Source organism: Hoeflea ulvae (assembly GCF_026619435.1).
Classification (GTDB): domain Bacteria; phylum Pseudomonadota; class Alphaproteobacteria; order Rhizobiales; family Rhizobiaceae; genus Hoeflea; species Hoeflea ulvae.
In genome coordinates this window covers 4,288,676-4,313,050 of sequence record NZ_JAOVZQ010000001.1, presented here as the reverse complement: position 1 = coordinate 4,313,050, position 24,375 = coordinate 4,288,676, and the positions used below count along the sequence as shown (strand labels likewise).

Annotated in this window: 15 protein-coding genes; 9 read left to right on the top strand and 6 right to left on the bottom strand. The window is 62.1% G+C overall.

What is annotated here, in order from left to right; genetic code table 11:
- Positions 1 to 154 precede the first annotated feature (154 nt).
- Positions 155 to 1,462, bottom strand: coding sequence for a capsular biosynthesis protein (locus tag OEG82_RS20520; protein ID WP_267614208.1), 1,308 nt, complete (start codon positions 1,460 to 1,462; stop codon positions 155 to 157).
- A gap of 396 nt (positions 1,463 to 1,858) precedes the next feature.
- On the opposite strand from OEG82_RS20520, the gene OEG82_RS20515 reads away from it, so the two are divergent.
- The 5 genes from OEG82_RS20515 to OEG82_RS20495 all read left to right on the top strand — a co-directional run bounded on the left by OEG82_RS20515 (position 1,859) and on the right by OEG82_RS20495 (position 13,795).
- Entirely contained in the window at positions 1,859 to 3,079 is a 1,221-nt protein-coding gene (locus OEG82_RS20515; protein ID WP_267614207.1) for a capsule biosynthesis protein, read from the top strand.
- A 292-nt stretch (positions 3,080 to 3,371) separates the two neighbouring features.
- Positions 3,372 to 10,883 (top strand): type I polyketide synthase, encoded by a 7,512-nt coding sequence (locus OEG82_RS20510; protein WP_324288968.1) that lies wholly within the window; start codon positions 3,372 to 3,374, stop codon positions 10,881 to 10,883.
- A complete protein-coding gene (locus OEG82_RS20505) occupies positions 10,880 to 12,286 on the top strand; it encodes an aminotransferase class I/II-fold pyridoxal phosphate-dependent enzyme (RefSeq protein ID WP_267614205.1) in 1,407 nt (468 codons plus the stop codon). Before OEG82_RS20510 ends, OEG82_RS20505 begins: the two co-directional genes overlap by 4 nt.
- Positions 12,283 to 12,777, top strand: a complete 495-nt coding sequence (locus OEG82_RS20500) for a hypothetical protein (protein ID WP_267614204.1) — start codon at positions 12,283 to 12,285, stop codon at positions 12,775 to 12,777. The genes OEG82_RS20505 and OEG82_RS20500 overlap by 4 nt, the downstream gene beginning before the upstream one ends.
- Before the next feature lie 217 nt (positions 12,778 to 12,994).
- Complete coding sequence (locus tag OEG82_RS20495; RefSeq protein WP_267614203.1) at positions 12,995 to 13,795, top strand: DUF6030 family protein; 801 nt, start codon at positions 12,995 to 12,997, stop codon at positions 13,793 to 13,795.
- A gap of 42 nt (positions 13,796 to 13,837) precedes the next feature.
- Here the strand turns inward: OEG82_RS20495 and OEG82_RS20490 are convergent, their stop codons facing one another.
- Positions 13,838 to 14,623: a sterol desaturase family protein gene (locus tag OEG82_RS20490; RefSeq protein ID WP_267614202.1), complete on the bottom strand. Its 786-nt coding sequence runs from the start codon at positions 14,621 to 14,623 to the stop codon at positions 13,838 to 13,840.
- 295 nt (positions 14,624 to 14,918) lie between these two features.
- On the opposite strand from OEG82_RS20490, the gene OEG82_RS20485 reads away from it, so the two are divergent.
- Together OEG82_RS20485 and OEG82_RS20480 are read left to right on the top strand one after the other, a co-directional pair.
- On the top strand, positions 14,919 to 16,322 hold the full coding sequence (locus OEG82_RS20485; RefSeq protein ID WP_267614201.1) for a cytochrome P450: 1,404 nt from the start codon (positions 14,919 to 14,921) through the stop codon (positions 16,320 to 16,322).
- Between the two features lie 7 nt (positions 16,323 to 16,329).
- Positions 16,330 to 17,382: a lysophospholipid acyltransferase family protein gene (locus OEG82_RS20480; protein WP_267614200.1), complete on the top strand. Its 1,053-nt coding sequence runs from the start codon at positions 16,330 to 16,332 to the stop codon at positions 17,380 to 17,382.
- Positions 17,383 to 17,394: 12 nt separating this feature from the next.
- On the opposite strand, the gene OEG82_RS20475 is transcribed toward OEG82_RS20480, so the two are convergent.
- The 3 genes from OEG82_RS20475 to OEG82_RS20465 all read right to left on the bottom strand — a co-directional run bounded on the left by OEG82_RS20475 (position 17,395) and on the right by OEG82_RS20465 (position 20,376).
- A complete protein-coding gene (locus OEG82_RS20475; protein ID WP_267614199.1) occupies positions 17,395 to 18,429 on the bottom strand; it encodes a phytanoyl-CoA dioxygenase family protein in 1,035 nt (344 codons plus the stop codon).
- A 119-nt stretch (positions 18,430 to 18,548) separates the two neighbouring features.
- A complete protein-coding gene (locus OEG82_RS20470) occupies positions 18,549 to 19,352 on the bottom strand; it encodes an SDR family NAD(P)-dependent oxidoreductase (protein ID WP_267614198.1) in 804 nt (267 codons plus the stop codon).
- Between the two features lie 250 nt (positions 19,353 to 19,602).
- Positions 19,603 to 20,376: a sterol desaturase family protein gene (locus OEG82_RS20465; protein ID WP_267614197.1), complete on the bottom strand. Its 774-nt coding sequence runs from the start codon at positions 20,374 to 20,376 to the stop codon at positions 19,603 to 19,605.
- A 391-nt stretch (positions 20,377 to 20,767) separates the two neighbouring features.
- Here OEG82_RS20465 and OEG82_RS20460 point away from each other — a divergent pair, with 391 nt between their 5' ends.
- On the top strand, positions 20,768 to 21,553 hold the full coding sequence (locus OEG82_RS20460) for a sterol desaturase family protein (protein WP_267614196.1): 786 nt from the start codon (positions 20,768 to 20,770) through the stop codon (positions 21,551 to 21,553).
- Positions 21,554 to 21,570: 17 nt separating this feature from the next.
- On the opposite strand, the gene OEG82_RS20455 is transcribed toward OEG82_RS20460, so the two are convergent.
- On the bottom strand, positions 21,571 to 22,818 hold the full coding sequence (locus OEG82_RS20455; protein WP_267614195.1) for a GGDEF domain-containing protein: 1,248 nt from the start codon (positions 22,816 to 22,818) through the stop codon (positions 21,571 to 21,573).
- Positions 22,819 to 23,099: 281 nt separating this feature from the next.
- Here OEG82_RS20455 and OEG82_RS20450 point away from each other — a divergent pair, with 281 nt between their 5' ends.
- The gene (locus OEG82_RS20450) at positions 23,100 to 24,254 is read left to right on the top strand and encodes an amidohydrolase (RefSeq protein WP_267614194.1); all 1,155 of its coding nucleotides are present in this window, start codon (positions 23,100 to 23,102) and stop codon (positions 24,252 to 24,254) included.
- Positions 24,255 to 24,375 lie beyond the last annotated feature (121 nt).

Below are 24,375 nucleotides of genomic sequence, written 5' to 3'. Positions count from 1 at the left end.
ACGAGAAGCATGCGCATAATTTTTAGTCCGCCCGTGTGGTGTGTCAATTTTGCACAATTTCCTTAAGAAATGTCAGCCGGGTTACAGTGCCGTCAGAACGCACGGGCGCACGCGGACCCGGGAGGCCGCTGGATCAGCGATCTGCCACATCCGCTCATGCTGAATCCCGAGTTTTCTCGCCGCCGGAGGGGCCGAAGATCTCGCTTTCATAGCGGAAGCGGGCTGCGCCGGCGAAAACCTCGTGGCTGGTTTTCATGGCATTGGCGTGGATCCGGTCCGCCATGTTGCGGCCGCCGGCTTCCATGGCGGGCGTGCCGATGAAGCCACCACGAAAATGGGTTGATTCGACCAGCCTGGCGGCGAAGGCCTTGGGCATGCCCGGAGCAGGGGACTGCGGTGCGGTCCAGAATTCGCGGAGGCTGGCCTGATGCGTCAGGCCTTCGCGATCATAGATGGCGCGGCCAAGCGCGAGAACCGGCTTGTGGGCCAGCAGGGCGGTCACACCCACGGTTGAGTTGACTGTGACCACCCCGCGCGATTTGCCGATCAGGGCCGTGAGATCGCCGCCGTCGATGACGTCGACACGGTCTTCCACCCCGTGTTTGCGGGCCTCGGCTGCTATGTGGCGGGTCCAGTTGTGAAGCCCATTGTCGAGCGGGTGGATCTTGAGCAGCAGCCGGGAGTGAGGGGGCGCGGAGCGCGCGAAGGAGCTGATGGCGCCGTTGACGATCCTGTAAAGCCCGCCGGACGGCGCATGGTTGCGGATCTGGTAGTCCCCGACCAGTTGCAAGGCGAACAGGAAATAGTCGGTCTCGCCCTCCAGGTACCGGGTCTGCAATTGCCGTGCGATGCGCCTTCGGCTGTTCAGAAGCAGCCACTTCTTCACCCAGCCGGCATATTCCGAAAGCGGGTGGACCGGTCCGTGGGTCACATAATGCGGATGCGCCAGAAACCCGAAAAAGACATTGGGCAGGTGGAACATCAGGTCGTACAGCGATGAGGTGAGAAAGCTCTGGACAAAAACCTCCCGGGTCAGCGACGGGTCCGCTCCGGCATCGGGTATTACCGCACTGCCATCGAATTCGGCTGTCATGTTGCGATCCGAAGCCCCGCGGGTTTCGATCATCAGCCAGTCTGGGCGCAGATAGCCGTGCTCGAAGACATGGATCCGCAGTCCCAGTTCCCGCCCGACCCTGAGCGCTTCGGCATGCCGGGTGCGGCCATCGCCGAGCATGACGATGTCGGTCACGCCATGGGCGTGAATATAGTCACTGAGGAAGGCCGGCCATTCGCTGGTCTTTTTCTTGAACCAGTCTCCCCGCTTGGGCCACCACATCAGCGCGTCCCCAATGCAGAAATGCAGCTTGCGGATCCTGCAGCCCTTGCGGACGAGATTGTCCGCCACCTTTTTCAGGAACGGTGACGAGGGTCCCTGCAGGAACAGGATTGTCAGAGGCGCCATAAAAATTCCCAAACACTGCTGTCGCTTGTCGGCCACTTATCATTCATGCACGGGCAGGTGGCAACCGCAGTCTGCAGCCGCTGGTCTTGACTGGAAGTGTTGTATTCCGGGCAACAAATTGTAGCCACTCCCATAGCAAAGTGGTTGTGTTTGTTGATTTATCCCCTTATTTGATCGGTTCGTACGGTCAATTGAATTTCATTTGCTTGCGTTATCAAGTATGAGGCAAACGGAAATTGCGCGTGCGGTTGTCCGTCAACAGTGTCGCAGAATTCATGACAGCGTGGCGCGGTCGTCCGGATCGGCCCCCAAGATGTTGTTGCGTACGGAAAGCGTCGATCCATGCAAAGTCGAGTGCCGCATCCTGCCATTTTGTTGCTTCAGGGGCCGCCATCCGTGTTCTGGCGCGAACTTGCAACGGGTTTCGAAAATGCGGGGGCGAAGACGCATCATGTCAATTTTTCGCTCGGCGATCGCATTTACTGGTGGAAGCGCGGTGCGCGGAACTTCAGGAAGCCGCTGTCCGATTGGGCTGACTATGTCAGAGAGCTGATCATCGGCGAAAACATCACCGATATTCTCTATTACGCCGACCAGCTACCCTATCACCGCATCGCTCATGAGGTCGCCAAGGACCTCGGCGTAAGGTGCCATGCGGTCGAGTACGGCTATCTGCGTCCGGACTGGGTCACGCTGGAGCGCGGCGGCATGGGGCGGCTTTCGCATTTTCCGAATCAGCCGGAACAGATATCGGCGATCGCCCGCCAGGTCGGTCCGGTCGACCTGGTTGTGCGCTATGCGCATTCATTCTGGAATGAAGCGGCCAATGAGGTGCTGTACAATCTGGCGGCCTATTTCGGGCGTCCGGTCTTCCCGCACTACCAGTCAGACAAATATTACAACCCGATGTACGAATATCTGATGTGGTTGCCACGCATGCTGCGCAGGCCGAAAGTGATGCCGGACGCCTATGTGGGAGAGGGGAGTCCGGCTCATTACCTGCTCGCCCTGCAGCTTCAGAGCGATTACCAGATCCGGACGAATTCGCCTTATACGCATTTGTCGGAAATGGTTGAGGAAGTCATTCGGTCTTTCGCCGCCCACGCGCCGGACCACACCCGCCTGGTGGTCAAGGAGCATCCGCTCGACAACGGCCTGGAACGCTGGGAAAAGGTGGTGATGCGGATCGCCGACGAGCATGGTGTCGGTGCGCGCGTCGACTTTATCGACACGGGCGATATCGGCAAGTTGATGCCGAAGGTCAGCGGCGTTGTGGTGGTCAATTCGACGGTCGGGCTCAACAGCATTTCGTCGGGGCGGCCAACCATTGTTTTGGGCAGCGCCATTTATAACGTCGAGGGGCTGACGCATCAGGCCGGCCTCGACAGTTTCTGGACCGACCCCGCGCCGGTGGATCCCGATCTGTGCGACGATTATGTCCGGGCGCTGGCCGCCACGGTTCAGGTCAAGGGCGATTTCTACAACAGGGCGGGGCGCAAGGTTGCCATAGCCGAAATCGTGTCCCGCATCCTCAGCGGCACCGTCAATTGCCCTGATGCCTTCGTCGAGGTGCCGCCGCGGATGGAGGGCGAACACACACCGCGCCTTGAAGCGTGAGCCCGCTGCGGTACAATTTGGCGTTGCAGCGCCGAATCACCGGCCAGGTCCGGCCGGGGACGCGCCTCGCCTTGATGCGGAGGCACGATTCGACGGGGCCGGATATAGTAAGAAGTGTCGGAACGAGGCCGAAAAAGAAGCAAAAACTGGACCAGATCCAAAGCTTCGGCGTATACAGCAACAGTGGCTTGGATCGGGAGTTTCAACTTGATCCAATGAACGGCCTTAATGTATGCACTTTCTTGCTAGGGAAGCTGGAGAGAAACCATTTTAGGCGACTAGAAAAGCGAGCTTGCCTTTGAGTATTGAAATTGTCGGACGTGCGTGCCGAGTGCCCGGTGCCGATACTCCTGAAGAGCTGTTCACGCTGCTGTGTGAGCGTAGGTGCACAATCAGCGAGATTCCCGACGATCGTTGGGACAAGTCGCGCTACTGGCACCCGCAGATGGGTGTGCCGGGCAAGACCTACACCTTTGCCGCAGGCATTGTTCCCGATACCCTGAATATCGACCACGCGGTCTTCGGAATATCGCCGCGCGAGGCTGAAAGCCTTGATCCGCAGCAGCGCGTGATCCTGCAAATGGTCTGGCGCGCGATGGAAGATGCCAGTCTGACTGCCGACGACCTCAAGAATGAGCGGGTCGGGGTCTATGTCGGCGCCTCGAACGTGGAATATGGCAATCTGGCTGTCGGCGATCCGGCCGGTGCCAGCCCCTATTTCATGACCGGAAGCACGCTTTCGATCGTTTCCAACCGGATTTCGCATGTTCTTGGTGTTCGCGGGCCGAGCATGACCATCGACACCGCCTGCTCGTCGGGCATGGTGGCGCTGGATCTGGCGGTCCGCGCGCTGGAAGTCGGCGACATCGACACGGCGATTGTCGGCAGCATCAATATCCTGGGCCATCCCCTTTCCTTTGTCGGCTTTGCGCAGGCGCGCATGCTGTCGCCGGAAGGGCTGTGCCGGGCCTATGGCAACAACGGCGAAGGCTATGTCCGCTCGGAAGGCGGCGTGGCCATCATCCTGCGCAAGACCGAGCACGCTGCAGCGATGGGCGACCGCAGCCATGCCCGGATCGTTGCAACAGGTGTGAATTCCGATGGGCATACCAACGGTATTTCCCTGCCGTCGGGTGAGGCCCAGGCAAGCCTGTTGCGCTCGATCTACCAGAGCAAAAACATCGATCTTTCGCGCATGGCGTTCATTGAAGGTCACGGAACCGGCACCAAGGTGGGAGACCCCGCGGAAGTCTGGGCCATCGGCAAAGAGATCGGCCAGCGCCGGAATGCGCCAATCCCGATCGGCTCGGTCAAGTCGAATGTCGGACATACGGAGCCCGCATCCGGGCTGGTCGGCCTGATGAAGGCGATGCTCGCGCTGGAAAACGACTTCCTTCCGCCGACGCTTCATGCCGAACACACCAATGAAGAGATCGATTTCAAGGGACTCAATGTCAGCGTTGCCTCGATGGGGCTTGACCTGTTGTCTTCCAAGCAGATCCGCTATGCCGGCGTCAATTCCTTCGGATTCGGCGGCACCAATGCGCATGTCGTCATCTGCGATCCCGACCGCGCGGTGCCGAAACGCCAGGATGCAGACAACCAGATCCTCTTTGTCAGCGCGCAGAGCGAAGACAGTCTCAGGCAGCTGCTTGGCTCCTATCAGGAAATCTTTGCCGCAACCGACGCGTCCAAGCTTCCCGATCTCTTCTCCGCCATAGGCGCGAACCGCCATCACATGCGGCACCGCTTCGTGATGGACGGGCGTGACCCGGCCGCGGTGAGCGAGGAAATCGAGCGTTATCTCAGTGACGAGACGCCGGAAATCGCGGCGGTCGGCCGCACCTTCCAGAACCAGGCGAAAACCGCCTTCGTGTTTTCCGGCAACGGGTCGCAATGGGTGGGGATGGGTGTCAATGCGCTGAAGAACTCCGCCAGTTTCCGGCGGCATTTCGAGGTCATCGATGCGCTTTACAGCACTGTTGCGGATTTCTCGCTGACGGAGCTTCTGACCGATCCCGAGCTCGAGACCAAACTGGCCGACACCCGGATCGCGCAGCCGCTGCTGTTTGCAACGCAGATCTCGCTGGCCCACAGCCTGACCGAAATCGGGCTGCGGCCCGACATCACCTACGGCCATTCGATCGGCGAGATCGCTGCTGCGCATTTTGCCGGCGCAATTTCACTGGTCGATGCCGTCAAGATCGTGTTCCTGCGTTCGAAATACCAGCATGCGCTGGCGGGCAAGGGCGGCATGGCTGCCGTCGCGCTGGGTGCGGAGGACGCGGTTGCCATGGCGGTTGCCGCCGGGCTTGAAAACATCGTCTGCGCTGCCTTCAACAGTCCGAAATCATCGACCATCTCCGGCCCTGCCGACGAGATTTCGGCCTTCAGGGATGTTGCCCGCAAGCAAGGCGTTGCCGCGCGCGTGCTCGATATCGACTACCCTTTCCACCATCCGATGATCGGATCGGCCCATGACGAATTCGTCCGGGATTTCGGGTCGATCGATTTGCGCAAGACCGAGATTCCCTGCATTTCGTCGGTGACCGGCGAGATCCTGGAGGGCAGCGACTTCGGACCCGATTACTGGTGGCGGAATATCCAGCGCCCGGTCCAGTTCATCGCAGCCACGAAGACCGCGATCCGGCAAGGCACCGAAGTCTTTGTCGAGATCGGCCCGCGGCCGATCCTGGCCTCCTATCTGCGCGAGCTTGTTGCCTCCGAAGAGGTCAATGGCGCGGTGATCTCGACATTCGAGGTCAAGGAATCGTCCGAACATGATCCGGTCTTCCGGTCTTTCTGCAAGGCTGCCGCCTCCGGCGCGTCCTTCGACACAACGCGAGCCATCGGTGCCCGCAACGCATTTGCGCAACTGCCGCCGCTGCCATTCCAGGCCAAGGCGCCGGTCTATCCGAGAACCATCGAGGCGCTCGACCTTTACGGCGACCGCCGGCGTGACGTGCACACCCTGATCGGCTGGCGCGTCGACCTGTCCAGCCATGTCTGGCACAACAATATCGACGCCCATCTCTATCCAGACCTGGCCGAGCATGTTGTCGACGGCAATGCGATCTTGCCGGCAAGTGCCTTCATCGACATGGTGATTGCAGCCGCGCGTAGATTTCACGGCGACCAGGCATTCGAAATCACCAATCTCGAAATCCTGCAGCCGCTCGCGCTGTCGTCCACCAAGGTGCTCGAGGTGGCGACCGTGCTGTCGGCAGAAACCGGTCATGTCGAGATCAAGTCGCGAGAGCGGCTCAACGAAGCGGACTGGTCGCTCAATGTCGTGGCCCGCACGCGGCGGTCGACCAGCACCGCCTCGACCGCCATCAATACGCCCCTTGCCGAGCCGACCGAAACAATCGATGCGGATGATGTCTACAGGATCGCAAAGCGGTTCAAACTGGATTACGGCCCGCAATTCCAGCTGCTGAAGCAGGTCCGGCGGTTTGGCGACAGGCATCTCGAGATAGAACTGGCTGCGCCGGCTGGCGAAGGTCACCCCTATGTCAGCCATGAATTGCATCCGATTTCGACCGATGCCGCCCTGCACGGGCTTGTCGGGCTGTTCGGTCACCTCGCGCCGGACAACGGCACTGCGCCCTATATTCCGGTGCATTTCGGTGCAATCCAGGTCTACCAACCCGGCTGCGTGGTCAGGCGGGCCGTCATCTCCATCGAGCGCGCCAGCAAATATTCGATCAAGGCCAACCTCGACCTGCTCGATGCCGATGGTGTCATCGTCGCCCGGCTGCGCGATTGCCGCTTGCGCCGCGCCCATCTGAAGGCGCGGAGAACCCTGTCGGCACAGACCTATCACCATCAGGCAATTGCCAGTGATCTGCCGGTGCCGGTGGACAATTTCGCTGCGCTCAGGCCCGACGTACCGGTGGATCTGGCAACGCTCGATCTCGAGGCCATCGCAGATCCAGCGGAAACCGATGCCACGCAAATCCTCAAGGCGGCATTGTTCCGCGCGGCCTATGATGTCACCCGGCGTTGGGCGCCTGCGTCGGGGCGTGTGACGATGGCGGATCTGGGAGCGGACAAATCCGTTGACTGCTTCATCGTCAGTTGCCTTCAGGCCCTGGTGCCGGTTGATCTGGCGTCCTGGGACGAGGCCGGGGAAAGCTGGCAACTGGCCGCCGATTGCCCGCTGCCGGAATTTGCCGATCTGTTGAAGGAATTCTTCAAGGAAGACGGCGCCCGTTCGGTCGAGGCGATCCTGCTCAACGATGCCTACTACACGGCGCTGAACCTGCGGCCAGGCGCCACGGAGCCGGAGGGTTGCGATGGCGTCATGGAGCAGATGTCGGCCAGCACGCTTGAGCATATTCACAGCCACGGACGCACGGTCGGATCACGGACGCAATATCTGCTTTCGGCCCTGCGCCAGACACTGGAAGCCAGCAGGAAGGAGCACCGGCCGGTGCGCCAGATCGTCGAGCTGGCTTCGGTTTCCAAGATCTTCTCGCAGCACCTGGCGGCGCTGGCCGAGACGTTTGGCGCCAAATTCACGGTGATCGAGACCAATGAGCGGCGCCGGAGTGATCTCGAACTTGCTTTCGACACCTTCCCGCATGTCGAGGTGATGGCCGAACCGCCGGCCGGTCTGCATGCCGACATCGTGGTCAGCGCGTCGACCGGCAGTTACAAGCAGCTCGCCGCGGACGGACCCGGCCGGACATTCCTGGTCAATGTGCTGGAACACAGCGGCGCGTTTCTCGCCTGTGTCGATACCGGCAGCTTCTTCGACGACTTCGTGTTCGGCCTGCGCGATGGCTGGTTCTCCGGCACACTCGATTCCCGGTTTCCGATCAGCGATCAGCCGGGCAGCGAAGACTGGCGGAGCCTCGCCGAGCAGCTTGCCGTCGGCAAGAGTGACCAGGCTCTGATCGCCACGCCGATCGGCGAAATCATGATGCTGGCCTGGGGCGGCGAAGTCTCCGTGCCGGCCGGGCTTGATCAGCCCGTAGCCTCGATTGTGATTGCAAGCCGGCAGACCATCGATGCTGCGGCTGGCGCGGCCCGGAAACCCGATGCGCCGCGCTGGCTTGTCCAGACCGACAGCGACCTGGTTTTTGAAAGCGGCCCTGACCAATGGCAGCCCGGCACCGTGCTGACCGTCATGTGCGAGAGCTTTGGCGAGGAGGAAGGTTCGCGCGCGCTGCTCGCCAATATCGAGATCCTGTCCTCGCTCCTCGTCAAGGCCGCTGACCATCCGGCTGCCTCCGATTCCGATCCCGACGCCGCGCCGCTGCAACTCGCGGTCCTGCTGCCCGGCGGTGCGCCGCTGCTGGCCACGGCCTCGGATAGCTTTGCCGCTGCCCGCAATGCCGGGCTCTGGCAGTTCCTGCGGGTGGCCCGCAACGAATATCCGGCGATAGAGATCCACTCGTTCGATCTTTCCGGATCGGATCTTTCGATCGCGGATCAGGTCAGGCTCGCCAGCCAGGTCTGCGAGACGAAAAGCGCCAACCAGGAATGGTATTGGGATCAGGGCAAGGGCGGCTTGTGCGAAATCCGTGCCGTTCCCGGACCGGCGACGCCGGGGGTGAACCTGACGCGGTCCTACGAGGCGGCGATCGTGCGCAGCGATGCGGTGTCGTCGATTGCCACGCTGGGCTGGGAGGTCGCCACGCAAAGGCCGGTCGAGGCCGGCGAGGTGCGGGTGGAAGTGGCCGCAACGGCGCTCAACTACCGAGACCTGATGTGGACGATGGGACTCCTGTCGGAAGAGGCCTTCGAGGACGGCTTTGCCGGACCGTCGATCGGCATGGAATTTTCCGGGCGGATCACCGAAATTGGCGAAGGCGTGAAGAATTATTCAGTCGGCGACAGCGTCATCGGCGTGGCGCCGCAGGCCTTTGCCACCCATGTGGTCACCGACGCCCGGGGCGTGGCGAAGCTTCCGAACGCGGTGCCTGTCGTGGCCGGGGCGACCTTGCCGGTGGCGTTCCTGACCACCTATTACGCGCTGGTTGAACTCGGTGGCCTGCAGGCCGGCGAAACCGTCCTGGTCCATGGCGGCGCGGGCGCAGTCGGGCTGGCGGCGCTGCAGATTGCAAAGGGCGTCGGCGCCGGGGTGATTGCCACGGCCGGCACCGACGAGAAGCGCGATCTGCTGCGGACATTGGGCGCCGATTTCGTGTTCGATTCGCGATCGCTGGATTTTGTCGACGGCGTGCACGAGATCACAGATGGCCGCGGCGTCGACGTGGTGCTCAATTCGCTGTTCGGCGAGGCGATGGAGCGGAGCATCTCGCTGCTCAAGCCCTTCGGGCGTTTCCTCGAGCTGGGCAAACGCGACTATTATTCCGACACAAAGATCGGGCTGCGGCCGTTCCGCCAGAACATCAGCTATTTCGGCATCGACGCCGATCAGCTTCTGCAATCGCGTCCCGGCATCACCGCGCATGTGTTCGAGCGGATCGCGGCGCTGTTCGACAGCGGCGAAAACTATGTGCTGCCCTATCGCGAATTTGCCTATGACGAGATCCGCGACGCCTTCCGGCTGATGCAGGCATCCGGCCATATCGGCAAGATCCTCGTGGTGCCGCCAAGGCCCGGCCAGGATCCGGTGGCGCGCAAACCGGCAAGCATCCGGCTTGACGAGACGGATGGCGCTTATCTCGTCTTCGGCGGCACGCGCGGATTTGGGCTTGCGGCCAGCGAGTGGCTCGTCGAGCGCGGTTGCCGGCGGCTGGCGCTGGCCTCGCTGCGCGGGGCCCTGAGCGAAAGCGGCACGGAAAAGGTTGCCCGCTGGCGGCGGCTTGGTGTCCGCGTGAGCATCCATGCCTGCGATGTGACCTCGGAAGACGATCTGAAGGCGCTGCTGACGCAACTTCGCGCCGATGGCCCCTTGTCGGGCATCGTCCATGCTGCGATGCAGCTAGATGACGCGCTGCTGGTCAATCTCACGCCGGAGCGCAACAAGGCGGTTATCGACACCAAGGCGCGCGGCGCCGAATTGCTGCACAGGCTGACACTGAAAGACCCGATCAGGGAGTTCATCATGTTTTCCTCGATGACCACATTGATCGGCAATCCGGGGCAGGCCAATTATGTGGCGGCCAACGGCTATCTCGAGGGTCTGGCTAGAGAACGCCGGCAGATGAAGCTTCCGGCGCTCACCGTCGGTTTTTCCGCGATCTCCGATGTCGGCTATCTGACGACGGATGAGGACGCCAAGGCTGCCCTGACCAAGCGGCTCGAGAAATTCTCGATGACCTCCGGCGATGTGCTCGACAGGCTGGGCGAAGTGCTGTCGATCGACCCCGGCACGGTCGATGCGGCGGCGATCTATATTGCCGATATCCACTGGAACGCGGCGCAGAACCTCAAAATCGTCGGCTCGCCGCTGTTCAATGTTCCCTCGCGGATCCTCAAGCTCAATCCGTCCGAGCTCAGTGACGGGCAGCTCGATCTCGCCGCCGCCATCGAAGGCAAGTCGGCGGATGAGGCGGAGACCTATATTTACGAGCTCGTCGCCGGCGAGATTGCCCGGACATTGCACATCCCGGCAAGCGAGATCCGCCGGACAAGGGTTATCAGGGATATCGGCATCGACAGCCTGATGGCGATGGAACTGGGGATGAGTTTCCAGCAGAAGACCGGCTTCAATCTGCCCTTGAACAATATCACCGATGCGACCACAGTGGGCGATGTCAGTCACAAGCTCTATCTGCGCATCCTGGGAACGAGCGAACAGGGTGCGGACGTGGACAACAAGGACATTGTCGAGGAACTGGCAACGCGACACACGAAAGCCAGGGAAGCAAAGGCATCGGCCTCATGACCAATGACACCAAGCCCGTCCCGGCGGCCGATGGTGGCACCAAGCGCGCCGCGCTGGACTTCATGCGGAGCAAGACCGCAAAAGCGCAGCCGGACAGCCGGCAGGCGAAACCGGGCGGTTCCGGGTCTGCGCCGCTGCGGCCGGTTCCGGCTTTCTCCGATTTGCCCCAGTACAAGCAGATGAAAGTGCATCAGGCCGCCGGCGTCGCCCTGGGCATCGAAAACCCGTTCTACAGGGCGCATGAGGGCGCTCCCGGCGCCATGACGGTGATCAGCGGCAAGACCTATTCCAATTTCGCGTCCTATGACTATCTCAGCCTCAACCAGGATCCCCGGGTGCGGGCGGCGGCGGTCGAGGCGATTGCGCAATATGGGGTTTCATCCTCTGCCAGCCGGCTGGTGGCCGGCGAACGGCCCGTTCACCAGGAACTGGAAGGCAAGCTGGCCGCGTTTCACGGCGTCGAAGCCGCCGTTGCCATGGTCAGCGGCTATCTGACCAATCTGACCACCATCACCTGCCTGATGGGCGCCACCGATCTGATCCTGCATGACGAGCTGATCCACAACAGCGTTCTTGCCGGGGCACAGGCCTGCGGCGCGACGCGGCGCAGTTTCAAGCACAATGATCTGGATGATCTCGAACGCAGTCTGCTGCGGCTGTCGGCGCGGCACCGGCGGGTCATGGTGATTGTCGAGGGCCTCTATTCCATGGACGGAGACCTGGCCGATCTGCCGCGGCTGATCGAGCTGCGCAGGAAGCACGGCTTCTGGCTGATGGTCGATGAGGCCCACGCCGTCGGCGTTCTTGGCGCCACGGGACGCGGCTCGGCCGAGCATTTCGGTGTCGATCCGGCCGAGGTCGATATCTGGATGGGCACCCTGTCGAAAACCACCGCAAGCTGCGGCGGGTATATCGCCGGCAAGGCCGAGCTGATCGATTGCCTGAAAGGTTATGCCGGCGGCTTTGTCTACAGCGTCGGACTGCCTCCCTCGCTGGCTGCCGCTGCCAGCAAGGCGCTCGACATCATCGTCGAGGAACCGCAGCGCGTGACCCGGTTGCACGACCGGTCGCATTATTTCGTCGGGCAATTGAAAGCGGCCGGTCTCGACACCGGCTCCTGTGCGGGATTTGCGGTCATTCCGGTGATGGTCGGGGATTCGATCCGGGCGGCCATGCTGTCCGGGGCCATGCTCGAGGCCGGCATCAATGTCCTGCCGATCCTGTTTCCGGCGGTACCGGAAGGCTCGGCGCGGTTGCGCTTCTTCATCAATTTCGACCACACCGAAGAACAGCTTGCCTTTGCCGCGGTAGAGACGGCGAAGGCCTTGCAGGTGATCGTCGATCTCGGTGTCGACATCTCGTCCATCGATATCAGCGACGTAATGGATTTCGTGGGAACGTGAGCCGGCGCTGCCTGAGGTCGGGGACAGTCTTCGCGGCTGCCATGCTGGTGCTTTCGCAGCCGGCTCATGCCGACGAGGTGCTGTGGCCCAGCGAAGTGCGCCGTGTCGACCCGAGCTCCCAGGATTACGAAAGACTGCCGCCGCGGCCGCCCACGGCATCGCCCAATGCGCGGCCGGCAGGCTCGTTTCGCATCCGCGGATTTTTCCGCGTTCGCGACAGTGTGAGTTTTACCTACAACAAGAAGAACTACCGGCTGGCGGGCGCTGACCCGGTGGCAAATTCGAAGATCTGTCTCGACCGGCAGGGCAGGCGCTGGGGCTGCGGTATCATTGCCCGCACCACGTTCGAGGAGCTGCTATCATCTGCAAAGGTGTTTTGCCTGCCTGTCGAGGAAGCCGATGACTGGACGGCGGTCAAATGTGGCAGTGAAACGCTTGATATTGCAACGGAAATGATTGCGCGCGGCTTTGCGGTCGTGGCAAAATCTTGACTGCGGCATGCCGGAGATATGCATTGGCGTCAACGGGCACGGGAAGTTAACCGCGATTTGCGGTATGACGGCCTTGTGGATTGACCGAAGTGACAGCCCGGCACCAAATTGGCATGATCAAACAGGCAATTGCTCTGATCATCATGGGGTGCCTTACAGCACGACATGTGAATGCATCCGGTAATTCTGAAAGCCAGCGATGAATGGCAATGGGAACATGACTAGGACACCACGCAGGGGCAAGGCTTTGTTCCTGGTGGCGGTGCTGGTCATTGCGGGAGGGCTCGCCAGTGTCGTGCTGCTCGCCAACAATTCCCGCAATCTCGATCTGCTGCTCGCCCGGTTCGGTGTCAGCTCCGCAGCGACGGTGCCACCGCTGCCGCCGCTGGTTGATGAGCCGGCGCCGGAAACAGTGCAGAGTGCCAAGCCGCCGGAACCGGTGATCTACATGCCGGAGCGGATGATGGATCCGCCGGTAACGGCTCCGCAGAACGGCTTTCGCCGCACCATCAGCCGAGGTCGCGACGATGTCTGCGGCGCGTTGCAGAAGCAGGGCTGGGTGAGCCAGGACTGGCAGGCGGCGGAGCCGGGTGACCGGCCCTGGAGCTGCGGTGCCGAAAAGGTTGTGCCCGATGCTGACGATCCGGCCCTGGTCGCCGGATCGCTGTTCGTCTCGGCTCGCGGCACGGGCAGCGACAGCGTCTCATCGGTGCGGCTGAAGGTGAATTTCCTCGATGGCGGAATATCGGACCTGGTGGCCGGGCAGGCGGTTGCCGCCGCCGTCGATATCCTTGACGCGATCGGATGGGGCGATCAGCCTGCGGTTCTGGAAAAATTGCGCCGGTTCGAGCCGTTCGCAATCGAGGGGAATGGCAACACCATGTCGCTGTCGAGGGAGCCGACCGATATTCCGCGCTTCAATTTCCTCATCGTCAGCGATCCGTCCGGCATCACCGGGGAAAATGATGCTTCGGACGCGCGCAGAAAATGGCTCGAAGTCCCCGGAACGGCCAATTGAGTTCTGCCGTCCGTTTCAGCGGCGAGGCTGATGACCGGTGCGTTACGCCCGCTTGTCCGGCTTGCCGGTTTCGAAGCTTTCCAGCGTGTCGTCATATTTGGGGTAGAGCGTGCCCAGAAGCCGGTCCCAGATCGAGAATGTGTGGCCGTAATTATAGGCGAAATGGGAATGGTGCTGATCGTGGAAAACGGTGCTGGCCAGCGGAAACGGCCTGCGGCCCGCGGGTGAAGCGAAATGCTCGAAGCCGGCATGGCCCAGCATGCCGCTGATCTGGTCATAGAGCTTCTGCAGCACCAGCATCTGCCACGGTATCGGCAGGATGAAGGGAATGATCAGGTAAAAGGCCTGGTTGAGAAAGGCTTCGGTCAGCGATTCATTGTGGTTGCTCCACACCGTCGGAGCCAGGCTTTTGTGATGCAGCGCGTGAAAACGGTAGAACGGCTTGCAGTGCAGCAGCCGGTGGATCCAGTAGAACCAGGTGTCGTAGAGAAACACCGACACGACCAGGAAGAGCGGGCCGGTCCACCAGTTGAGCGGGTAGGGCGTGATTGTCCAGCCCTTCATCTGCGCGAACAGGCCACCCGAAAAGCACAATGCGATGATGGCGAGCGATCCCGGAGCGCGGTAGAGCTCTTTCCACTTGCGCTTGTTGGTCCGGCCCTTCTGTATCTTCCGCTCGGGATGCCGGGCGTTGAGAAACTCGAACAGCAGGCCGACGCTGACCAGCACGATCACCAGGGCAAGCAGGACCACGGCGAACAGGACACCGAATTCGCCCGCGACCGCAACCCAGCCATCGGCATCGCCGGTATTTGTGATTGCCATCATTTCAGGGGTTCTCCTCACGCAAGGATACAAGGCCGCCGACAATCCGCGCTGCACTCTCGGGTGTGATGCTTCTATACCGCATCCGGCCGGGCTTGCGAAAGGGCACGGGGACGGCTTTGTCGTCGCAGGCCGCGCGCGGTCATGGCGGTAAGAGCGCCAGCCTTGCCGGCTGTCGTGACCGCGTGCCGCGCCCGCAGCCAATTCGCTTGGGCAAACCGGTCCATTCGTGCGAAAAGGGGTAACTGAATCAGTCCAAGTCCATTCCGGACACGAGACAGCTGAAGTGGAAGCCGGCGTGAGCCTGACCGACCCTGTCGCCGAAAACCAGCAGAGGGACGATTTCGTCCCGCCCTATCCCTTTCGCCATGAGGTCACGCCGCCGGTCTGGACGCTGATCGGCCTGGCGAAGAAGAACTTTCTGTCGGTCTGGGGTGTCCGGGATTTCCAGGGGCGGCTGAGAAGCATGAAGATTTTCAGTCGCGAGCTGATTCTGTGCAACCGGCCCGATGTCGTCCGCCAGGCCTTCCAGTCCAATCATGCCGCCCTGCAACGCAAGAGCCCGCAGATGCGCCATGCACTGCAGCCGCTGCTGGGCGATGGCCTGTTCGTCAGCGATGGCGAGACCTGGGCGAAGCGGCGGAAACTGGTCGCGCCGATCATTCACGGCTCGCGGGTTCCGGGCTTTGCCCCGATCATGGTCGATACGATCGCGGAAAAGCGTGCTGAATGGGCGGCGAAACCGGACGGGAGCGAAGTCGATGCGCTTGCCGAAATGGCGCATCTGACGGCGGAAATCATCAGCCGCACCATATTCGGGCGTCAGCTCGGCAAGGACTATGCCAGCGAAGTCGTGCGGGGATTCTCCGAGTACCAGAAACACATCGACCAGGTCGATCTGATCGCCATTTTCGGCCTGCCGGAATGGCTTCCACGGTTTCGCGGCAGCGCTCTGAAAAAGGCCAAGGCGCGCATTCTCGACGTTCTCGACGAGATCATCGACAGCTACCACGCGCAGAAGCAGGCCGGCGAGGCCTCGGTGATCGGCGGCCTGCTGGAAGCCCGCGATGATCAGGGCAAGCCATTGTCTCGCGAGGCCATCCGCAACGAGGCCGCGGTGATCTTCATGGCCGGACATGAGACCACCGCCAATACGCTGGCCTGGGCCTGGTATCTGCTGTCCCAGTCGCCCGGCGTTGCGGCCAGGCTGCAGGCCGAAATCGACACGGTGCTTGGCGACCGGACACCCGGATTTTCGGATATCGCCAGCCTGCCCTATACGCGCGCCGTGATCGAGGAGACGCTGCGGCTTTACCCGCCGGTGCCGATCCTGGCGCGGGAGGCGACCGAACAGACCGAAATCGGCGGCAAGCCGATTTCCAAAGGCTCGCTGGTGCTGGTGGTTCCATGGCTCATGCACCGCAATCCGGTGCTGTGGGATCTGCCCGATACATTCTGGCCGGAACGGTTTCTCAACGACAGCATGAAACCCGGCAAATATGGCTATGTTCCCTTCAGCATCGGCCCGCGGATCTGCCCCGGCCTGCAATTCGGCATGAGCGAATCGATACTGAGCCTGGCAATGCTGGCGCGGCATTTCGATCTGCGGCTGAAGCCCGGCACCGATGTGCAGCCGGTCTGCCGGCTGACGCTGCGACCGGGCGAGACGCTGCCGATGACGCTTCACGCCCGATCCGCTTGAACCGCAGATGGCGAAGCAACAGGGCAGTACCGGAAACAGATGGCCCGCGCTGACGCTGGCCGAGGTTCCCTTTGCCGAAACCTGTCCGCAGGAACCTGCCGCGCCGCCGTTTCACGATATCTGGGCGAAACAGTCCGACCGGCGCGCAAGCGCCCGGCTCTACTGGCTCAAGCAGCCGGTTGAAGGCCGGGTCAACCAGATCTCCCACGCGCTGTTCCGGCTGCTTCCCTGCGATCTCGGTTCGGACCTTGCCTGCAGGCTGAGCCGGTTGGCCCATTGGCGCTACAGGAACAGGATTTTCGCCAAACGGATTTCCTCAAACCTGCAGCGGCTTGCGCCGGAGCGCTGCGGCACGCCCGAGCGCCACCGGGCCGCCTTGCTCTCCTGGTGGAGCAATATCGGCAGGTCGATCGCCGAATTTTCCGTCGTCAACCAGCTCTGGCCGAAGGGGCGGATTACCGTTGAAGGCGCTGACAATCTGGCGGCGGCGCGGGCGCAAGGCGGTCCGCTGATCTTCGTATCGATACACCTGTCGACCTGGGAGGCCATTTTTGCCGCCGCCCAGCAGGGCATCGCCCCACCCAATATCGGTCCGTTCCAACCGGAGCCGAGCCGGTTCACCAACCGGATCGTCCATGACAGCCGCCGGCGGCGCAACCAGTATATCTTTCCGCCGGGTCAGCGCAGCGCTTTCCGGCTGCAGCGCCTGCTGGCCGGTGGCGGCGCGGCGTCGATGACCATCTTCATCGATGAGGTCCGCGCGCGTCAGGTTCACCTGCCGCTGTTCGGGCGCGCGCCGCCGGACAAGGGCAATGCGGTTGTTGCGATCAAGCTCGCCAATTCCACCGGCGGCACGCTGGTGCCGGTCTATCTCAAACGCACCAGCGGCGCGCGGTTCACGCTCTGCGTCCTGCCGCCTCTGGCCAGGACGGAGGACGCGGAGCGGTCCTATCCGGTCGACGCAACCATTGCGCAATTCAACGATATTTTCGAGCCGTTGGTGATCGACAATATCGAACACTGGTACATGCTGGGCGAGTTGCGTCTGCCGCAGCCCTGATTGGCAGCTGGGCTATTCCCAGCGCCGCGGCGGATCAAGCGGCCTGACCAGGCCCACCGGCGGCTGGCCCGTCGCGCCCCGTCTGGCTTTCCAGCTGTTGATCGCATCGTGGATTTCCGCCTGGCGTCCGCTCAATCCCGGCAGGTCAAAGACATCCAGTCCGGTCCAGGGCAGGAACGGGTTGCGCCGCAGCGAGCCATAGAGGCTGAGCCGCGTGGTCGGCCTTTCGCTGACCGCGCGGGCGTGAAATCCGTGGGTATCGGCGACCACCAGCGTGTTGGCGGGCACGGCGATACGCACCGGCGCTCTGTAGCCCAGCTCCTGAAGCTGCTCATCGGCAACCCGGAACGAACCTTGGGCGTGGTGGCCGTTCGGGTCGCTGCGGGCGGTCAGGCTCTGTTGATGTTCCCATGCCAGCCGTGCCGGTGTCATGCGATGCGAGCCCGGCACATAGGTCAGGGGCCCGCCGTCCTCGGTCACGTCGGACAGAAAATACCAGGCCTTGGCGGTGGCATGGAAAGTGTCGGAATGAAACAGGGTCTGTGGATCGCGCGGGCCCCTGGCGGGCTCGGCGAAGACGGTGTGTATGAAATTGATCGGATCGGCATTGGCGGCGGCGACATAGCGCAGCAATCCCTGGAACAATCGCCCGCGCACAAAGGCGCCGAGATCGGCATGGGTGTCCATCATCGCCCGGGTGATCGGGATGAAGCGGGTCACCGCATTGCCCTGCAGCATTTCCTGGGCGGCGAATTCATGGTCTTCCACCTGCCGGCGCAGCCGCGTGAACACGTCGTCCGGCAGGGCATTGCGGCGCACCACATAGCCGTCGCGGGCAAAGCTTTCAGCGTCCTCGCTGTCAACCAGATGGGTCAGCCGCCGCCGCCTGCTGTCGGCCATGCTTTCGGCGCTGCGCAGGCGGGCAGTGTGCAAGCCGTGCCGGTTGAGCCAGGGACTGCCGATGATCGGGTTTTTCTTGAATGACTTGGCGCCGCTGGCCAGTTGCGCCAGGTATAGCGGCGTCTTGATCAGATCAAGTGGTTTCAAGGAACTCTCCAGCGCTTACGGTCTGTGCCTGTGTCGCATAACGGCCGTGGCTTGGGAAGCAGCGCATTGCGGATGCCGGGCCGGATGGGATGCTTGTCGCGTTGTGAAAAACGGACCGCTCAACGGCCGGAATTCTTGCGGGCGGCGGCGATCTTGCGGTCGAAATACCAGCGCAGGATTGGGGCGATGGCCTGGCCGAAACGTCCCAGAAGCGCCATCTTCAAGCCCGGATAGATCGCGAAGCGGCCGCGATCGGCGCCCTTGACGATGACACCGGCGACCCGGGCCGCGGACCAGGGGCTTGCCAGCCCGGTGATGGCCAGTGCCTCGGGCGCCCTTAGCGGTATTTCGGCCGCCAGTTGCGGTGTTTCGGTATCCGGCGGAAAGCAGATGGAGACGGAGATCCCGTCGGGCCGCGCCTCCTGCCGCAGGGCTTCGGCAAATCCGACAAGCGCATGTTTGGAGGCGCAATAGGCGGTATAGCCGTGAATTCCGATCAGCCCGGCGCCGGACGAGATGATGACGATCTGTCCCGATTGCCGTCGCGCCATGCCGGGATAGACTGCGCGGACCGCATTGATCGTGCCGAACAGGTTGGATTCGATCTGCGCCCGGAAAGTTTCCAGCGGCTGGGACATCAGCTCGCCCGGCACGGCAATGCCGGCGGACGCGATGAGCCGGTGGCATGGCCCGAACTCTGTTTCGCAATTCTCAATGGCTGTCGTCAGTGCCGCTGTATCGGTCACATCGGCCGCGTGGATGCGGATCTGCGCGCTCGGGAATTGTGCCAGAAGTTCGCCGCGCATCTGTTCGAGCGGCTGCAGCCGCCGGGCAATGAGGGAAATCCGCGCCCGGCGCGCCGCCTCGATCCGGGCGATCGCGGCACCGATGCCGCTGGACCCACCGGTGATGACAACATGCATGCTGGCGCCATCTTCGCGGAGATACGGGCGAATGGTCAGCTTCAATCCCCCAGACTTCGTCAGGTCTCATCGGCATGTGCAAAAATTGCCGGGACAGCGCCACCTATCGCAGCATTCGATGCCGCCCGCAACACCCATGCCGGTGGTGGTTGAATGCTCCAAACGGCCTGTATCAGGCTGCGCCGGGTTTCGTGCGAGGACCGGAAAGGGCAGGGCCCGGCGCGGATGACGGGCGCTCGATGCAAACGAGCTAGCCGGAAATCTTTTCCTTGGCCTTCGGCATGGGTGGCCGGGCGTCAGTTTCTTCCCAGCCCTTGATGATGCGGTCGTAATGGGGGTGGATGGTGCCGCAGATCCGGTCCCACCAGCTGAAATAATTGGCGTAGTTGTAGACGAATTCGGAATGATGCTGGTCGTGATAGGTCACGCAGATCAGCGGCCATGGCGCGCGGCTGGTGGCATTGGCGAAATATTCATGGCCGGAATGGCCGATGATGGCGCTGACCTGATCGAACAGGCGATGGGCGATGAGGCTGAGCGCCGGTATCGGGATCACGAACAGCACCAGTGCGTAATAGCTGTGGGCAAAAAGCGTGTCGACCGACGAGCCGGCATCATTGGACCAGACGGTGGGGGTCACGGTCATGTGGTGCTGCTTGTGAAAGCGGTAGAACGCCTTGCTGTGGAGCAGGCGGTGGCCGAAATAGAACCAGGCGTCGTGCAGGACGACGCTGATTGCGAAAAACAGCGGAAACGACCACCAGCTCAGCGCAACCGGGTTGATGGTCCAGCCCTTCCACTGGGCAAAAAGGCCGGCCGAAAGGCAGGTCGCGGTCACGGCAATCTGGCCCAGCGACGAGATGATGTCCTTGCGGGCGGAATGGGTCGGCTGCCGCTTCTGGATCCGACGTTCCGGGTGGCGCCTGTTGATCGCGATCACCGCAAGGGCGACGACAAACATGATCGTCACGCCGGCCACATAGGCCGCTGCCCAGAACAGTGCAAATTCCGCTATCAAGGTCATCAACGATCCATGGTCCCTGTCCGAAAGTCTGTTTTGCAGAGGCTTCTCAACCTCGCATGACAGGCGCGGCTGCCGCTTCCGCCCCGAACAAGAGCTTCAGCACTCATCCGATTGCCGGCTTTTTGGAAAATTCCAGTTGCCGCCGAGCTTACGGACAAATGAGTGCGGCTTCAACGCCGGTCTTGGCCTGTCCACCTGGTTTGACCGGGCTGCCATGACGGTGACACCTGGCGCGTGTTTCATGGCAGGCTTCCTGTCGCGGAACGGTGCGGCAATGGATCAGGGCGATTCGGCTTGCGCAGCGGACGGGCTTTATGGGAATAGTCGGGCTTGCCCGGGTCCGGAACGGACCAATGCACTGCAGCCGGGCAACCAGGAGAACGGTATCGGCATGATGTCTTCGTTGATGGAGTCGGGTCTGCAATATCTGCTGTATTTCGCCGTGGTCTATGGCGCCACGGTGACGGTCTATTTCGCCACCGGCATCGGCATCACGATCCTCAACCGCCGTCATCCCGAGCGCCGCATCCAGAAAACCCGCAATGGCGACAAGCGCAAATGGATCGAGATCCGCTCCTCGCTGTCGGCGCTGGCGGTGTCAGCGGCGATGCTGTCATTCGGCTATTTCGCCCAGGTCCGCGGCTGGACCATCACTCCGATCGAGACAAGCTGGTGGTCGGTGCCGCTGATGTTTGCGGTGTCCATGGTGCTCTATGACGCCTGGTTCTACTGGGGCCACAGGCTGTTGCATCTCAAGATGTTTTACCGCTGGCATGCACCGCATCACCGGTCGGTCGCACCCACGGTGTGGAGCAATGATTCATCCACCACCATCGATACCATGATCGAGCACGGCTACTATCTGGTGGTCTGGTTCGTGCTGCCGATGCCGGCTCTGGCGCTGGCCGCACAGCGGCTGTTTGACCAAGTTTCCGGCATGATCGGCCATTCGGGGTTTGAATATTTTGCCTCGCCCACCTCGCGCTGGCCGTCGCCGATGATCTGCACGTCGTTTCATGACCTGCATCATTCATCGTTCCGCTACAATTACGGCAATTTCTTTTCCATCTGGGACCGGATGATGGGCACGGTCCATCCCGGCTATGATGGAATGGTGCAGGACTTCGAGACACAGGATGCACCGGCCGCTGGCGAGAAACCCGCGACAGGCCGGTGATTTAGCCGAACCGCTGCTCAACCAAGCATTGCCCGGGCTGCGCTGGTTTCGCTGCGGCATGGGGCGTTGTCAGCCATCATAGGCTGAGGGGATGCGACTGCTGCGGGGTCTCGGCAGGCGGGCCCGGAGAGTTGCACCCGGTCGCGTCCGTCATGCTTGGCCTGGTAGAGCGCTGCATCGGCACGCTGAAACATCTCGTCCAGGCTTTCGCCATGTCCTTCGGCGACCCCGATGCTGACGGTGACCGGGCTGCCGTCGGGAATTCCCGCATGGTGCTGGAGCCGCAGGGCGGCACACAGCGATTCGGCAAATCCGCGGGCGGCCGGGCCGGCGGTGTTTTGCAGGAAGATGGCGAATTCCTCGCCGCCGAGCCGTCCAACCACCGCATTTTCAGGTGCTGCGGCCTGCATCACCTGGGCAATCTGCTTGATGACTTCATCGCCGGCCTGGTGGCCATGGCTGTCATTGATCCGCTTGAAATGGTCAATGTCGAGGATCAGCATGCAGGCTGGCAGCGTCGTGGCCGCAGCGTCTGCCATGGGCTGGGCGGCGGCGAAGAAACCGCGGCGGTTGAGAATTCCACTGAGCGAATCGGTGACGGATTGGCGTTTCAGGTCGGCAAGCAGATCGTCGGCAATGCGCACCAGGAACAGGATGGCAAACAGCATCCAGCCAAACAGCCCCAGCACCTTGAGCGAGACCACCCAGAACGAGCTCAGCGCGAGCGGGCCGATCGGCGGATTGCCTTCCAGCATGTAGGAGACGACCGGGCGCGCCAGCAACAGAAAGACCATCGCCAGGATCGCGAACATGATGCCGAAGTCGAGGGTCTCTTTCTTGCGGCTTCGCCTGATGGCCCGCAGACCGACCATCAGGATCACGGCCAGGCCTATACTGGCAGCGCTGCCGCGGCCCAGCGCGCTGAGCGAGACAAAACCCAGCCAGAACACCCCGGCAACGGTCAGGCCCAGAATTGCCAGCAACAGCCGTTCGGGCACCGCGTCGCCATATCTTCTGCACATGCCTCTGGCGAAAAACCAGCCGCTGACCGGCAGGAAAATGTTGAACCCGAGCCAGATCGGCACCGCCGGGACCAGGATGTTGACGCATTCGAATCCGAAGCCGATTGCGGCGGCGGCATAGCCCCAGGCCCAGGTCATGATGTAGCGGCGATGCGGCTGCTGGCGCCAGACGAGGTAGAAGGTCATGAAGAACGTCAGGGCCGCGACCGGATTGATCATGGTCAGCAAAAACGTCGAATCCATGCAGAAGCCCCCACTTTCCTGTCGTCGAAAAATCAATAACTCCCGGAGGTTAACAATGATGCAATCGGAGGGCGTGTTTTGTGTCTTTCGCACCCCTATGCGGTGAGAAGACGTTCAGGCGATTGCGGATGCGCCGGGCGGAAAATCGCGGCCAGCTCTTGCCAAACCGGCACCGGTCCGATCATTAATTCGCGCTTTCCAGTCGCGGTGCCGGCCCCGGATTGGTTTTCGAAGCCGGAAAAACCGCTCATTTCGAACGCGAAATCACAACGAGGCAGCTGATGCTAGAAAATCTGAACGGTCTTGCCGAAGAGGCGCGCGGGTGGCGCAGACACCTTCACGCGCATCCGGAACTGCAATTTGTCGAGACCGAAACCGCCCGGTTCGTGGCCGACAAGCTGCGCTCATTCGGACTGGAGCCGACATGCGGCCTGGGCGGCACCGGGGTGGTTGCGGTGATCGAGGGCAGTGGCGCTCCCGGCAAATCGATCGGCCTGCGCTGCGAGCTCGATGCCCTGCCGATCGAGGAGCAGACCAATGCTGCCCATGCCTCGAAGACATCCGGCGTCATGCATGCCTGCGGCCATGACGGCCACATGGCGATGTTGCTGGGGGCGGCCAAGACGCTTGCCGCGGCACGGGATTTTCCAGGCCGCGTGGTGGTGATCTTCCAGCCGGCGGAGGAATTCGGTGGCGGCGGCGAGAAGATGATCGCCGATGGCCTGTTTGAAAGCTTCGCCTGCGATGAAGTCTTCGGCGTGCACAACATGCCCGGCATTGAGCCGGGCAAGATTGCCGGTGTTCCCGGTCCGGTTATGGCGGCAGCGCGGGCCTGGGATCTTCGCATCGAGGGCAAGGGTGCCCATGCCGGCTGGCCCCATACCGGCATTGACGGCATCGCCGTGGCGATGGATTTCGTCAATGCCTGCAACGCCATCGTGGCGCGGGAGATCGATCCGATCGCGGCGGTGGTGATATCGCCGACCCAGATCCACGCCGGCAACAATTACAATGTCATTCCGCAGTCGGTGCATCTGGGCGGAACCATCCGCACACTGTCGGATGCGGCGATGGCCGACGTCATCGAGCGGATGCAACGGCTGGCGCGGGGCCTGGCGATCAGCAAGAATTGCGAGATCGGCCTCGAGATCCAGAGCGGTTATCCGGTGACTGTCAATCACGACGCGCAGCTGGCGGCGGCGCTGTCGGCGGCGCGCACGGCGTTCGGCGATGCGGCGATCGAGGAAAACTGCGCGCCGAAAATGGGGACGGAGGATTTTTCCTACATGCTCAATGCCCGTCCCGGCGCCTATCTGTTCCTGGGCTCCGGCGATGTCGCGCCCCTGCACAACCCCGCCTATGACTTCCCCGATGCCATTCTCGAACGCGGCATCGGCCTGTGGCTGGCGCTGGCGCGGGCACGAACTGCCGCCTGAACAGGCATTCCGCCTCCAGATTGATCAAGCCGGGCCCGCGCCCGGCTTTTTCTTTGCCATGTCAATGAAACAGCCTTGACATGTTCATCACTCCTAATGGACATTTCCATATGAAGAATAG